Source organism: Nostoc sp. C117, from assembly GCF_043099735.1.
GTDB lineage: Bacteria > Cyanobacteriota > Cyanobacteriia > Cyanobacteriales > Nostocaceae > Nostoc.
This window is the reverse complement of record NZ_CP170991.1, coordinates 6,938,727-6,952,512: the sequence shown is the minus strand read 5'-3', so window position 1 is coordinate 6,952,512 and position 13,786 is coordinate 6,938,727. Positions and strand designations below refer to the sequence as shown.

Sequence of the window (13,786 nt, the reverse complement as noted above, 5' to 3'; positions counted from 1 at the left end):
TTACTTAATCAAATCAACACACTCTTCGTTTAAATCAACACTTAAAAATAGTTATTTGTCTGTTATAAATGGTGATATGCATCAAATCTTGTACTAGCTTTATCATTTACTAGAAAATGCCTCATTTGGCTGATCTTTCATATCAGATAGAGTGGATTATGCAATGATTTTAGCAACCTTTTATGAGCTAAAGTTATTAGCTTTCACTTTCAGTTATGGCAAAGTACAAGATACGAAACTTGTAAAAATTAAGGGAGTTATCTTGTGGAAAAAAGAAGAGAAAATGGGCAAATTGTTTCAAAGGCTATCTCGTTTTTGTTAAAAAATATAGCTTTGATGGTGGTTGCAGTCAGTCTTGTGCTGTTTATTGGAGGTAGATTTGAATTAGCAAGTGCAACTCAACCTAACGCGGAATTTGAGATTCAACAATTAGCATCCTGTTACTCACTGGGAACTGATGCTATTGGTAGAGGAAATCTGCTAGAGGGAAAGAATATTTATCGGAAGTGTTTTACTCAGGATGCAGTCCTCACTGCCATTTTTCCTGATGGCGCGAGTGAAACACGTTATGGGACAGATTCTTGGGCAGATTTTGTCTCTTCAGTATTCCAAGGAAATGGTTATACAGCTACTCAACACTTAATGGGTACGATAAACATTTCAGTTCAAGGTAATGACGCAACGATGACTTCTTACCTCCATGCGACTCACAAACGTTCGGAAACTAGTATTGATGTTGCTAATGGCACTTATGAAGATGAAGTTGTCAAGAAAAATGGAAAGTGGCAAATCCGTAATCGTACTCTCAAACTCATCGATTTCTTAAATCTGAGTTCCCCAACGACTAATTCCTCAAGCACTAATGCCCGAACCACTAATTCTTTAACTACTAATTCTGAAAGCACTGATTCTGAAAGTACCTTTGTCAGACCAAATATACCTCGCTTAAAGCATTAATATTTACGACTGGACACGGTAAAAATAAAAAGTAAAAAGCAAATTTTGCTTTTTACTTTTTAACCTTTGTGATGTTTGATGTATGAGTAGAGAAGTTCGCGATCGCTCCGAGGGTTTACAATTAAGCATGGACTCTTCCCACCAGTTGCATTACTGACAACCACCACAGTAATCCCCATTCGCGGACAAACTCCTAAACAACTGGTGCTAACTACCCGAAATTCACCCCATAATCCCTCAAACTTCAGGCACGATTTCAACCAATTCTCTAAGTTTGCGGAAGCTGTTGAGCCTGATTGCTCGTTTGCACATTGCGAACACACAAGTACCAAACCAGATTCCCATTGCACAGCAACAGTAGGAATGGAAGTGTCTAATGGGCGAACATTTATTAAAGGCGATGGTTGCTGAGAATTGGATGAATATTTTTTCAGGATACGTTTGAGCAATGCGTTAAGACGCTGGATCAATTTTTTCATGGATGACCCGACTGACTTCTCTGATAGGATAGTGTAAATTTCCTGTTGGGTCTGTTCTGGTAGATCATCTCGTTTCAACAAAAATCAGCCTTTCTTAGCAATTTGCTGCAAGTATGCAACTAGCTGTTCTCCAGCAGTGTCAATGTGTCGTTTTAGTAGCCGAATAGCAGTTTTTGAATCGCGCTGGCGACAAGCATCTAAGAGTTGATAATGTTCTTTTTGCGATCGCTCTTGGTAATCCATCTGGGCTAATTGTACCCGAACATAGCGATCGCAATTAACGTGTAAAGTTTTAATCATCCCCAACAACCGCGGACGTTCGGCAGTAGCATACAGCGTCGCATGAAATTCCCAGTTGAGTTTTGCCAAGGCACCAGCATCACTTGCTTGTTCTGTTGCTGATAAAATCACAGCAGCTTTTTCTATATCTGTTTCCCTCAACTTGGGAATTGCCAACTGCATCGCTTTTACTTCCAAGGCGCTACGAATTTCACAGATTTCTTGCGCCTCTAAGGCTGTCAACACCGATACTATAGCACCACGATTTAGATGCAGTGTCACCAATCCTTCTGCTTCTAGCTGCTTCAGCGCCTCACGCACGGGAATGCGGCTAACTCCAAACTGAGTGGCGATTTCATCCTGTCTCAGGGATTGTCCTTCCTGAAAAATTCCCCGCAGAATCGCTTCCCGCAAAGCATCGGCAATTAAATCTGGAGTACTGCGTTGTTGTTGCAGCACGTTAGCTGCTAAATCATTTAAGTTCATATTTTATATTGTATACAATATACATAAAATTGTATACAATATCCAGAATAGTATTCTTCGGGAGACAGTTATGAGCATTGCATCTCAACCAGACCGAATTATCATCTTCGACACCACGCTACGGGATGGCGAACAGTCACCAGGCGCAACCTTGAATGTAGAAGAGAAATTAGCGATCGCTCATCAACTGTCTCTCCTTGGCGTCGATGTGATTGAAGCAGGTTTTGCCGCTGCTAGTCCTGGAGATTTTCAAGCTGTGAAAACCATTGCCCAACAAGTCGGGATACCTGGTAGTCCAATAATTTGCAGTTTGGCAAGAGCTGTTCGCCAAGACATTCAAGCAGCCGCCGAAGCCTTGAAAGGCGCGGCTCGTCCGAGAATCCACACAATGATTTCTACCTCTGATATTCACTTGAAATATCAGTTGAAAAAATCCCGCAGCGAAGTATTGGCGATCGCATCAGAAATGATTGCCTATGCCAAATCGTTTGTAGACGATGTAGAATTTTCACCAATGGATGCGAGTCGCACTGAACCAGAGTTTCTTTATGAAGTTTTGGAAAGAGCGATCGCCGCTGGTGCCAGTACAATTAACATTCCTGATACGGTTGGTTACTGCACGCCGAAAGAAATTGGTAATTTAATTCAGGGAATTCGCTCGCATGTTCCCAACATTGAGGGAGTAATTCTTTCCATTCACACCCAAAATGACTTGGGTTTGGCGACAGCTAACGCCTTAGCAGCAATTGAATATGGCGTCCGTCAGGTGGAATGTACGATTAATGGCATTGGCGAACGAGCCGGGAATGCGGCATTGGAAGAAATTGTCATGGCGTTGCAGGTTCGCAAACCCTTTTTTAACCCTTATTTTGGCCGTTCTGTTGAATCAGATGTCTCTTTAACCAATATCAAAACCCAAGAGATTTACAAAACTTCATCCTTGGTTTCTCAACTAACTGGAATGTTGATTCAGCCAAATAAAGCGATCGTTGGGGCAAATGCTTTCGCCCATGAATCGGGAATTCACCAAGATGGGATTATTAAGCACCGCGAAACCTACGAAATTATGGAAGCTGCTACCATCGGTTTGCCAGAAAATCGTATTGTTTTAGGCAAGCATTCGGGAAGAAATGCTTTCCGTACCAGACTGAAGGAATTGGGTTTTGAACTGAACGAAGCAGACTTGAACAAAGCCTTCAATCGGTTCAAAGAAGTCGCTGATAAGAAGAAAGAGATATCGGATTGGGATTTAGAGGCGATCGCTCGAGATGAAACCCAAATTCAAATAGAAAGTGGCTTTCAAATTGAACACGTCCAAGTAATCTGCGGTGACTGCACTTGCCCCACTGCAACCATCACAATTGTCACTCCTGAAGGCAAAATCCTCACGGATGCAAGTGTAGGTACGGGGCCAGTGGATGCAGTGTATCAAGCAATCAATCGATTGGTGCAGATTCCCAATCAACTAATTGAATTTTCGGTGCAATCTGTGACTGGCGGTATTGATGCACTGGGAACCGTCACAGTTCGCTTGAGGTATGAGGAGCGGATCTTCTCCGGACAAGCATCTGATACTGATATTGTGGTAGCGGCAGCTTATGCCCATATGAATGCCCTGAATCGTCTTTATCGTTACTTGCAGATTGAGAAATCTCAGCCTCAGACGGTTGACACTGCGATGGTTTCTGGGTAAAGGCGATCGCTAAATTGCATCTGGGGCAGATGACTCAAATACGCCCATTGCCCCAAGGCGAATCGTGAGTATTTCCACATCGGCGATCGCTACGTGGGGACCTTGTTGGGTGTGGGCTGGGGTGAACCAAAAAATTCCCGCAGAACAACTTTTTCCCCCAGTTTCCACAACTCCTTTCATCACATAAACATACTCATCGCAAGGATGAGTATGAATAGGAATCGTAGTACCCGCTTTCATTGTCAACAGGTGTATTGAACCTTGCGGTACAGGCTCAGCTAAAGGCAAAAACTTCGCGCCAGGAAACTGCTCAATATCGAGCAATCGCTCAGAGTCAGTTTGAATAAAGCTTTGTTCTGACATTTTGTTTACTGTTTTCAATACTGAATCAATGTTCTAGCATTATGTAAAAGAAAAGACACTATTGCAAGACAATTATGAATCAACAACTCAATCTCAATGAATACAAGCAACACATTGCAGATCTATACAGTCGCAGAAGCCAAACTTATGATGAAGGCGATTGGCATCCTCGAATTGCTCATCGTCTGGTTGAACATGCACGCATTAGCCAAGGACAGTATGTGTTGGACATTGCAACTGGCACAGGTATGGTGGCGATTGAAGCAGCACAGCTTGTAGGTTTTGCAGGTCAAGTTGTTGGAGTTGACATTTCAACTGGAATGCTCGATCGGGCAAAACGCAAAATTGAGGCGTTGGGACTAAATAATATTCAGCTTGTACTCGCAGATGCCGAAAAACTCAACTTTCCAGCTAACAGTTTTGATGTGGTACTGTGTTCCTCGGCTCTGATTTGGATGGCTGACATCCCTGGTGCATTAAGCCTTTGGCGTCATTTACTGAAACCTGGGGGCTTAATTGGCTTTCATGCATTTGCAGACACTGCTTTTGTGGAAGGCGTAATTTCGCAGAAGGTCGCCCAAAAGTATGGTGTTTCACTGGCATTCAGCGAACCAACAGGCACAGTTGCAAAATGCCACGAACTAATGGCAACAGCAAGCTTTGAGGAGATTGACATTAAAGTTGAGCCAGACGGTAAATATATCAGTCTAGAGCAAGCAAAACAAATGTGGACTGGCGGTTCTCATCCAGCACCCGGACAATTCCCAAATCCCCTGTCACAACTTTCATCTGAGCAAATACAGCAAGTTAAGGCAGAATTTGACGCAGAACTGGAAACATTAGTAACTGAACAAGGCATCTGGAATGATATGACAATCTTTTATACCTTTGGGCGCAAACCAATAAACTACAGCCGATAAGCAAGATTCTTAGCCTCAGTAAAAGCTTGACAAACAACCATTTTTATAGTACATTTATACTATAAATAATTTCGTGTTGTATAAAACTTTAACACTCCCGACTACGCCAATAGGAGAGCATAAAATAAATGAGGCTATCTAAGGTAGACTTGAGCAGTTTAGTAGCGATCGCTCACTCTGATGGATATTTGCAGTTGTTACTCGATAGAGGCGACGAAATAGAGTTTTTGGAAATTCCGGCACCGATACAAGCTTATGAAGGATTGCAAGAACTAAACGAGGCGATCGCTGAAACTACTGCACTACACTTTGAAGAAGAACCAATTGCGATGTTACCAGTTAGCTCAACAATGGCAGCTGCTGTAGGCTACCATAGCGACGAACAAATTTTGCAAGTTCAATTTCAAAATGGAGCCATTTATCAGTACTTAGGCGTAGACGAGGATACTTGGGAAGATTTACATTCCGCTGATTCAATTGGCAGCTTTTTCAATTGCGAGATCAAAGGTAGATATGAATGCGATCGGATAGATAACGCTGATTATACTAATGATTAAGCTGTTACGCATTTAATTTGTACATTTACCTGATGACTGATGACTGAAAACCCGTCAACAGTTAACAGTCAACGACCATCAAGAGTGTTTATATACTTTAGACACGCATCAGCTTAATAACTGCATATAAAGTGTTCAATAATTCTTGCGTTGTGTAAGGTTGCCAGAAACCGACGAACGCTTAAACGATGATAACAGCAAATTTTGGGCGTCGCATAATTGGGGGATGATTTGAGAATTTGGATCAATCAATACATAGTCACCGCGTCGCCGTCTCAGCCACAATCATCCCCTTATTCAGCAATGCCAAATTTTGGGTATTTGAGCAAACACCAAAAGCAAGTCAAGATAGATCGGCAGTGCTTTGTTCGGGGAGAATAGAAAAAGCCCACATAATATCAACCCAGTTATGACAACTACATTTGCCTCTCCTGTTAAACCAAGAACTGAAGATAGTTTTGCTATTAGCTTTGCACCATTGTCTCTTGAAGATATTTACACAAAGTCTGACGATCCAGCTAATGGGGCTGTGGTTGTGATGAGTGGAATGGTTCGGAATCAAACCGACGGTAAACCTGTGGTTGCCTTAGAATATCAAGCTTACGAACCGATGGCATTGCAAATATTTTATCAAATTGCTGCTGATATTCGTTTATCTGCATCTGATGTGAATCGAGTAGCAATTCATCATCGCATCGGACGTTTGCGAGTTGGGGAAATCAGCGTTTTAGTAGCAGTCGGGTGTCCTCACCGTAATGAGGCATTTGAAGCTTGCCGCTATGCTATTGATACCCTTAAACACAATGCACCTATATGGAAAAAAGAACATTGGGAAGATGGTTCTAGCCGCTGGGTGAGTATTGCTGCTTGCGAACAGTTAGGAGAAAATTGTTCTTAGTTATTTGTCATTTGTCATTTGTCATTTGTCATTTGTGAATAAAAAAGGACAACGCACAACGGACAAATCACAAATGATTATTTATATGTTGCATTTGTTTACATCAACTCCCTGATTTTATTGAGGTTTGTAAATATTTTGTATTTCTCCAAGGAATATTCCTTTAGACTGAATTTTAATATAAAGAATGTGGAGATAAATACAAATGCATTCGTTAAATATATTTTCTCACGAATTTGTAGTTGGTGTTTCTTTTGTAGCTTGCATCATTGGGCTAGCATTACTCTGGGATGGGAAGCATCAAAAAAATGATGTGGAAGAAACAGAGTGCATTTTGTTTAGAATGAGCTTTTCTTATTGGTTAGTTTATTGTATTGCTTTCGGCATAGAAAAAATAGTTTTATCCGAATGGGAATCTGTATTAATGACTTTAAGAATAACTACCGCTCTGTCATATTTCTTAACATTTTCTTGCATAGTTAGTCTGCCGCTACATAAATTTGCAGTACATCGTGTCGAGGAATAGGGTATGGGGCATCGAGCATTGGGTATTATAGTAGCTTTTCACAAATGACCAATGACACATGACAGAATTATCATCTCATAGCGATCGCTAATCCCGCCTCTAATTGTTCTTGGGTCAAAGTAGTTAAAATAAATACTTCTTGCACTGTTTTCCCCTGGCGTGCGATGACTTTGTAGCCACCTCGAATTGGTACTGACACGCGCAGTTGCATTTTTGGGCAATGACCTCTGACTCGTCCAATGACTCCGGGCGTGACAGTTTGGATACCATCCTGTTGACACAGACGTTCTAAAATTGGGATAAGTCCAGAAAGGTGTGTGGAGTGGTTCCAAACTAGTCTGGCAGCTTTTTGCGAAGCCGTTCGGTCAGGATCTGCGGTGGGTTTGCCCATAATGATTTAAGCTGCTTCTAAAGGTGCCATTGTCAAACCTGCGCGGCGCAGCTGCTGGTGATAAAGTTCCGCAGGTTCTTGGGGACCAACCCAGACGATCGCTTGACCTTCATAGTGTACCTGATTAGTTAGATCCCAGGCGCGATCGCCACTCATTCCTGGAATATATTTCATCAAACATTCAGCCACATGTTGGAATGTATTAAAATCATCGTCTAATACAATCACTTTGTAATTCGGATAAGTCTTACGGGTAACTTGATTAGACCGTTCAGGAGCTACAGTTGGTGCTGTGGCCATCCCGTAAACATCTGCTGAAAGTGTCGTAACCATAGAACAATTTAGTCAATAGGATTTTACAAAACTACATTACAAGTAACTAGTCTAGTCTATTGTCTGGCGACTAGGGACTAGGGACTAGGGACTGGGGACTGGGGAAGATGACGGAGTAGGGAATGGAATAAGTAATGGGTAATGGGTAAATTTTCAATGCCCAGTACCTAGTCCCCAATACCCAGTACTCAATCCCCTACCGCCAATTATCCCAGTTTTCGTTAAAAATGGATGTATCGGGGAAGGCGGTGGGGTTGCCATTTTGTTCTAACAACTTTTTGAGTGCTTCCAGTTGTGGTTCTGGTTTGGGCAAGTCATCGACTAGTTGGTAGGGTGCGATCGCATTTTTGATGGCAAAACTAGCAACAGTCCCCGCAGCTGCGCCAGCTGACCATTCAAATGAATGTACTCGATAGGCAGCAGCAGCAATATGACTAGTAGCAATGCTTTTACCTCCCACCAGCAAATTGTCAATTTTCTGGGGAATCATTGCCCTCAGAGCAATTTGGAAGGGATAAGCTTGACCAGCACCACGTCTTTCTCCAGCACGTTCTGTATTCCCAGGGGCTTCTGGAGGACTATTTGTCATACAAGGATGAAAATCTATGGCATAGTGACCAATACCCACAGCATCGGGGAAGATGGTAGAACGAGTCCGGCGCATTGCTTTGTCTGGTGAGATTTCACCCGCAATTACAGATGTAGCTTCTAATCCAGCCACTGCGGCTATTAACTGCCGATACATATCTCCTGGCAAAGTTTTGCGGTAATACTCGTCATTGTAATTTCGCCGAGAAATATCAATTTCCCCGATAGTAAAACCTGCTGGTTGTCCCCAGCTAGGGCGGCCAATGATGCGGCGTCCTTCTCGCATATATGGGTATTTCGATAAGCCATGCACTGTCCCCATTGGGGAATTTAGCCCTGATAACAAGCGATTATTACTTTGTTGCTGCTTGACACCTTCCCCTAGTTGAGAATCTGTAGTCCCAGCTACCAGCCAGTAATAGAAAGATAGGGCATTTTCCTCAGCTTTGTGGAGGGTTTCTGTTCGCAGCCCTCCCATCCAACCTCCTGGTTGTAACTGCCCAGTAGCCTCTAGCTGTTGGCGGGTATAAATTAGGTTATCATTAGCTGTTCCGGGGCGATAGTCATTACCCCAAGTCCAGTTTTGCATCGAGATATCCCCTGGTGTCGGCGCGGTAAAGTTTACACCACCGAATTTTGCTGGTTTACCTTTGTGGGGATTCCAAATGCGACGGTAGGTAAAAACTAAGTCGAAATTAGCTAGTCTGGTTAATTCATAGCTGAAATATGACGAGTATTGTCCATAAAATGGAGGCATTTTCTGCGGTTGCGGTTCCTTAGTTGCCTCCATTGCAAAGGTGTAGGTAAAGCCTTGAGGGCAATAGGGATCGTTGGTGGCACTGGAAGCTGAAGGTTCTAGGTAAGAACGCCCATCAATACCCAATCTATAGGGGACATCAGCTAGGGCGATAATTTCCCCAGTTTCGCTGGCGTCTACGACGTACCATTTTGGAGCATCCTCTTTAACTGTCTTGGGAACAAAACGGACAATAGTTTTGGTAAATCGAGACGAGTTATTGTAGGTATAGGCGTCTTCAATAACTTGAGATAACGTAAAAGTATTGAGGGCTGGTGCGCCTTTTGCTGGTTGATGTTGAATAGCGATCGCACTATTAATTATTTTGCCATCAGCACTGATTTCTAAATCCTTAATTACTGTGTTGGGAAACCATTCCAGCTTACCTTTGCCCTGCTTTTGGGCATCTTTAAGCATTTGAATCAAAATGTTGTGAGCATCACGGGGAAGAAAACAAGATTCACTTACCCAGCAATCACCAGGGTTAAGTTTACCGTATTTACGCCCAATGCGGTTTCGCAATTCTAAGTAGCCGCGAGAATAGAATTTAAGAGCTCGTTGGGTTGGACGTTCATCTAACGCAGATGTCCCTTGAGCAGAAATTTGTCCTCCTAGCCAATCGGTAATTTCTGTGAGACAAACCGTTCGTCCTGCAAGTAAACCTTCGTAAGCTGTAGCCACACCCGATAGTCCACCACCCACAACTAAAATCTCGCAATTGACACTTTTATCTGGCGTTTTCGGTGGTGTAGCGTTCACCCCATTAAATGCAACAAAACTAGATATTAAATTGAGACTAATTAGCGATGTCAAGCCAAAAGCTACTTTGTGTCTGTGGTTCATTGTTAAAGAAACCCCTTGAAATCCTCTGTCACCTTGTAGACGGTAGCATTCAACAAATGTCGATCACAAGAAATTTTTGCTCAAAAAAAGGGAACGCTTAACAGTTTTTCCTGTTTTCTGTTCCCTTGATCTGGCAAAATCCTAACTTTTTGGCAAAAACTTTTTCCATCTCACTGATTATCGGTGAAATCGAAAAACTAAAGCTACTGTCCCACAAAGCTTTCATACCAAAAAATGGATAAAGTCAAGCTAAGAGGATGTTTGAAATTACGAATTACAAATTATCTTGATACTTGCGCTAGGATATCCCCTATTGCCTTTGTGCAAGGTAGATGAGCAATAGTGCAGGTCAAACACGAACATGATAAAAGAATTGAATACACAGGGTACAGAAAATTTGGTGGCGATCGCCGATCAATTCGCCCAACAGGGTAAGGTTACAGACGTTAAAGCCTTTGGAAGTGGTAATATCAATGACACCTTCTTGGTGACTCTGGATTCTTTAGAATTGCAGCATTTTGTCCTACAACGGATTAATACACAGGTTTTTCGTCAGCCTCAACTAATTATGCAGAACATGTGTATGTTTACGGAGCATGTTCGTAAAAGATTACAATCTACTCCTCTGAATCGTCGCTGGGAAGTACCGCGAGTATTACTAACCAAGAATGCTCAAGACCACTGGAAAGATGTAGATGGTTCCTTTTGGCGGGCGATTAGCTTTATTGAAGGCTCACAATCTTTTGATACTATGCACGATCGCTCACACGCCCAAGAAATCGGTTATGCCTTGGGAATGTTCCACAATCTGATCAGCGATTTACCACCAGAAAAACTTGCCGATACTCTCGAAGGTTTCCATATTACACCGCTTTACCTCCAACATTACGAGGAAGTTTTAGCGATAAGTAATGTAAGTAAAAATATTGAGATTAATTATTGCTTGCAGTTTGTTAGCGATCGCCAAATTTTTGCACATATCCTAGAAAATGCGAAAGCTGAAGGCAAATTACCTCTACGTTTGATGCATGGCGATCCAAAAATAAATAATGTCATGTTCGACATTGCTACCCAGCAAGCCGTCAGTGTGATCGACCTCGACACAGTGAAACCCGGTTTAGTACATTACGATATTGGCGATTGTTTGCGATCGGGTTGCAATCCGGGTGGAGAAGAAACGGAGAAGTGGGAAAATGTTTATTTTGATACTGATCTGTGCAAGGAAATTTTAGCAGGTTATCTCGGTGTAGCAAAGGCGTTTCTCACCGACAATGATTATGCCTACATCTACGATGCAATTCGTCTCATCGCCTTTGAATTAGGATTGAGATTTTTTGCTGATTATTTAGCCGGAAATGTCTATTTTAAAGTGAAGCACCCAGAACATAATTTAGCAAGGGCGATCGTGCAATTTAAATTAACCGAGAGTATCGAATCCCAAGAAATACAGATTCGCAAAATTATCAAAGATATTAAATGAATAACCAGACATTTTCTCTGCAACCGTTTCCTTCTACAGAATCCCTAGCTAATTTGAAAATTGTCGGTGATATTGCTCGAAATTCTCATCAACTTACCATCTGTTATATGCTTGCAGGCGATTTAAAAGAAATTGCCATCAACCCACCATCAAATACACCATCACGCAAGCATGAATTGTGGAAAGATACGTGCTTTGAGTTTTTTTTGGGCATCAAAAATTCTCCAGAATATTGGGAATTTAACCTCTCCCCTGCCGGACACTGGAATGTTTATCGCTTTGATGGATACCGTCAAGGAATGCAAGAGGAAAAAGCTTTTACAACATTGACATTTAATGTTAAAAATAAAGCTGATAATTTAACACTAGCTTTAAATGTTGATTTAGATAAAATTATCTTGGCAGAAGAAGCTATTGAAGTTGCCATTACTACCGTTATTAAACATAGAGATAGTGAGGTGAGTTACTGGGCGTTAATTCATAGAGGCGCGGAGGCTGATTTTCATTTGCGAGATAGTTTTATTGTTGAGTTGTGAGTTATGTCTGAAATTAATATGCGAATACTATAGGGATCGACTCCTGAGTGTAAAGCACTCACATATTGAGATTACTGAACACGATTGAAGGAGTTCAATTTGTTGAGGACTAAACGTGAGTACGATCCAAGTTATTTTTATCGCTTTTATCTTGATATCTGCTATGGTGGCGTGGTGGAAAGCTGGCTTCAGATGCCCTCTCTACATTCATGTGATAGCGGGTTTAGCAACTGCTTTGGGGTTCTTTATCACTAACAATATTGATCCGAGTACACCTGTAAATCAATGGTGGCTGTTCGGAAAATGATGGATTGTTCTAATTATGCCAGCTTTTGTATACGGTGGCTTTGCAGTTTATGGAGGTGGTGTCTACTCTAATAAAGATTGAGGTTTTGATTTTGAATTAACTAGCCTGGGTTAAGCTAAGCGCAACTCACAAAACTAAAATAGGGTTAAAGCAAGAGACGCGATAAATAGCCGTCTCTACGAAATACGGATTGTTGTAGAGACGGTGATTTATCGTGTCTTTGTAATCTATGAAACGCTTGGTATTACAGAACGAAGGGCATTGATAAAGTTTTGAGCATAATTGTGGGTTGAGAAATCCAGCGCGCGTTGTCGTGCAGCGATTCCCGCACTTTGGGCAAACTCTTGCTCATCAAGATAACGCAGAATAGCGATCGCTAATTTATCCGCATCGCCGTAAGGTGTTAATAGGCCATTCATCCCATCGGTAATAATCTCCGTCGGTCCCCCGGCGTCGCCAGCAATCACAGGTTTTCCTAGCGCCATCGCCTCAATAATCACAATACCAAAGGGTTCTTTATCCGATGCATGAACAAATACATCCATCGCCTGCACCCACTCTGGGATATTGCGCCGTAACCCAGCCATAATTACTTGCTCTTTCAAGCCTAAACCTGCGATTTCTGCTTTTAAAAAATCCTCATAATCCGGTTCTAAATCGTGCTTACCGCCAACCACTACACAATGGGCATCAGGATACTTCTGTAAAATTTTGGGCATTGCTTGTACCAATACGTGCATTCCCTTCCAGCGTTGCAATCGTCCGACAATTCCAATCAATGGCCCGTGCAAAGGTAAGCCTAATTTACGCCGTGCTTCTTCAGGAGTTGGTAAAGCATTAGGTTCAAATCGGTCTAGTGCGACACCAGGATAAACCAAAGGTGTTGGTCTGTGGGGCCAAATCTCTGCCTGTGCTTGCTTACCATCTTGGGAGAGGGTGATAATTGCTTGGGCTGGAATTAAAGTAGCAAGTCGGACTAACCAGGTTTTATCACTAGGAACTTCTAGCTGATACCATACAGCAGGTAAACCCGCCAACATCGCCGCTAGACCTCCAGATATGTGGGTAATCCACATCCAATTGACAATTATATCTGCACGTTCGTCGCGGGCGATCGCAGCTATCCGAAAAACAGCAGCAATAAAACGGTGAATTTGGCGTAAACGTCCACTTTCCACAACTCGCGCATCAATGCCAAGTGACTTTACTTGTTCGACCATCGGGCCGTTTTCTAAAAATATTACTAGCCACTCTACACCAGCATTACGTCCCTGTTGCACTAAATCCCAGAGCATCATTTCACCGCCGCCTCGTTGTTCGGCTAGTGGCATTACAATAATTACTTTCATAACCT

At 42.3% G+C, this 13,786-nt stretch carries 16 protein-coding genes; 9 read left to right on the top strand and 7 right to left on the bottom strand.

The window, feature by feature from the left end; translation table 11 throughout:
• The first annotated feature begins 264 nt into the window (after positions 1-264).
• Entirely contained in the window at positions 265-957 is a 693-nt protein-coding gene (locus ACFG4S_RS29790; protein ID WP_392532497.1) for a nuclear transport factor 2 family protein, read from the top strand.
• Positions 958-1,016: 59 nt separating this feature from the next.
• Here the strand turns inward: ACFG4S_RS29790 and ACFG4S_RS29785 are convergent, their stop codons facing one another.
• Positions 1,017-1,436, bottom strand: coding sequence for a hypothetical protein (locus ACFG4S_RS29785; RefSeq protein ID WP_392532496.1), 420 nt, complete (start codon positions 1,434-1,436; stop codon positions 1,017-1,019).
• Positions 1,437-1,520: 84 nt separating this feature from the next.
• On the bottom strand, positions 1,521-2,201 hold the full coding sequence (locus ACFG4S_RS29780; RefSeq protein WP_392532495.1) for a GntR family transcriptional regulator: 681 nt from the start codon (positions 2,199-2,201) through the stop codon (positions 1,521-1,523).
• A gap of 76 nt (positions 2,202-2,277) precedes the next feature.
• On the opposite strand from ACFG4S_RS29780, the gene ACFG4S_RS29775 reads away from it, so the two are divergent.
• Positions 2,278-3,894, top strand: coding sequence for a 2-isopropylmalate synthase (locus tag ACFG4S_RS29775; protein ID WP_392536108.1), 1,617 nt, complete (start codon positions 2,278-2,280; stop codon positions 3,892-3,894).
• Positions 3,895-3,903: 9 nt separating this feature from the next.
• Here ACFG4S_RS29775 and ACFG4S_RS29770 read toward each other — a convergent pair whose 3' ends face one another.
• Complete coding sequence (locus tag ACFG4S_RS29770; RefSeq protein WP_392532494.1) at positions 3,904-4,257, bottom strand: cupin domain-containing protein; 354 nt, start codon at positions 4,255-4,257, stop codon at positions 3,904-3,906.
• 74 nt (positions 4,258-4,331) lie between these two features.
• On the opposite strand from ACFG4S_RS29770, the gene ACFG4S_RS29765 reads away from it, so the two are divergent.
• The 4 genes from ACFG4S_RS29765 to ACFG4S_RS29750 all read left to right on the top strand — a co-directional run bounded on the left by ACFG4S_RS29765 (position 4,332) and on the right by ACFG4S_RS29750 (position 7,158).
• Positions 4,332-5,177: a class I SAM-dependent methyltransferase gene (locus ACFG4S_RS29765; RefSeq protein ID WP_392532493.1), complete on the top strand. Its 846-nt coding sequence runs from the start codon at positions 4,332-4,334 to the stop codon at positions 5,175-5,177.
• A gap of 128 nt (positions 5,178-5,305) precedes the next feature.
• Positions 5,306-5,734 carry a KTSC domain-containing protein gene (locus ACFG4S_RS29760; RefSeq protein ID WP_392532492.1) on the top strand — a complete coding sequence of 143 codons (429 nt, stop codon included), beginning with the start codon at positions 5,306-5,308 and terminating at the stop codon, positions 5,732-5,734.
• Between the two features lie 409 nt (positions 5,735-6,143).
• Positions 6,144-6,632, top strand: coding sequence for a molybdenum cofactor biosynthesis protein MoaE (locus ACFG4S_RS29755; protein WP_392532491.1), 489 nt, complete (start codon positions 6,144-6,146; stop codon positions 6,630-6,632).
• Between the two features lie 205 nt (positions 6,633-6,837).
• Entirely contained in the window at positions 6,838-7,158 is a 321-nt protein-coding gene (locus tag ACFG4S_RS29750; RefSeq protein ID WP_392532490.1) for a hypothetical protein, read from the top strand.
• 70 nt (positions 7,159-7,228) lie between these two features.
• On the opposite strand, the gene ACFG4S_RS29745 is transcribed toward ACFG4S_RS29750, so the two are convergent.
• The 3 genes from ACFG4S_RS29745 to ACFG4S_RS29735 form a co-directional block, all read right to left on the bottom strand.
• Positions 7,229-7,549, bottom strand: coding sequence for a DUF2103 domain-containing protein (locus tag ACFG4S_RS29745; protein ID WP_392532489.1), 321 nt, complete (start codon positions 7,547-7,549; stop codon positions 7,229-7,231).
• Positions 7,550-7,555: 6 nt separating this feature from the next.
• Positions 7,556-7,882 carry an ATP-dependent Clp protease adapter ClpS gene (gene clpS / locus ACFG4S_RS29740; RefSeq protein WP_392532488.1) on the bottom strand — a complete coding sequence of 109 codons (327 nt, stop codon included), beginning with the start codon at positions 7,880-7,882 and terminating at the stop codon, positions 7,556-7,558.
• Between the two features lie 196 nt (positions 7,883-8,078).
• A complete protein-coding gene (locus ACFG4S_RS29735; RefSeq protein ID WP_392532487.1) occupies positions 8,079-10,109 on the bottom strand; it encodes an FAD-dependent oxidoreductase in 2,031 nt (676 codons plus the stop codon).
• A gap of 361 nt (positions 10,110-10,470) precedes the next feature.
• Between ACFG4S_RS29735 and ACFG4S_RS29730 the strand changes: the two genes are divergently transcribed.
• The 3 genes from ACFG4S_RS29730 (at position 10,471) to ACFG4S_RS29720 (ending at position 12,432) form a co-directional block, all read left to right on the top strand.
• Positions 10,471-11,589, top strand: coding sequence for a phosphotransferase enzyme family protein (locus tag ACFG4S_RS29730; RefSeq protein WP_392532486.1), 1,119 nt, complete (start codon positions 10,471-10,473; stop codon positions 11,587-11,589).
• Positions 11,586-12,125 carry a DOMON-like domain-containing protein gene (locus ACFG4S_RS29725; protein ID WP_392532485.1) on the top strand — a complete coding sequence of 180 codons (540 nt, stop codon included), beginning with the start codon at positions 11,586-11,588 and terminating at the stop codon, positions 12,123-12,125. The genes ACFG4S_RS29730 and ACFG4S_RS29725 overlap by 4 nt, the downstream gene beginning before the upstream one ends.
• Before the next feature lie 115 nt (positions 12,126-12,240).
• Positions 12,241-12,432 (top strand): hypothetical protein, encoded by a 192-nt coding sequence (locus ACFG4S_RS29720; RefSeq protein WP_392532484.1) that lies wholly within the window; start codon positions 12,241-12,243, stop codon positions 12,430-12,432.
• Positions 12,433-12,659: 227 nt separating this feature from the next.
• Here ACFG4S_RS29720 and ACFG4S_RS29715 read toward each other — a convergent pair whose 3' ends face one another.
• Entirely contained in the window at positions 12,660-13,781 is a 1,122-nt protein-coding gene (locus ACFG4S_RS29715; RefSeq protein ID WP_392532483.1) for a glycosyltransferase family 4 protein, read from the bottom strand.
• Positions 13,782-13,786: the final 5 nt, after the last annotated feature.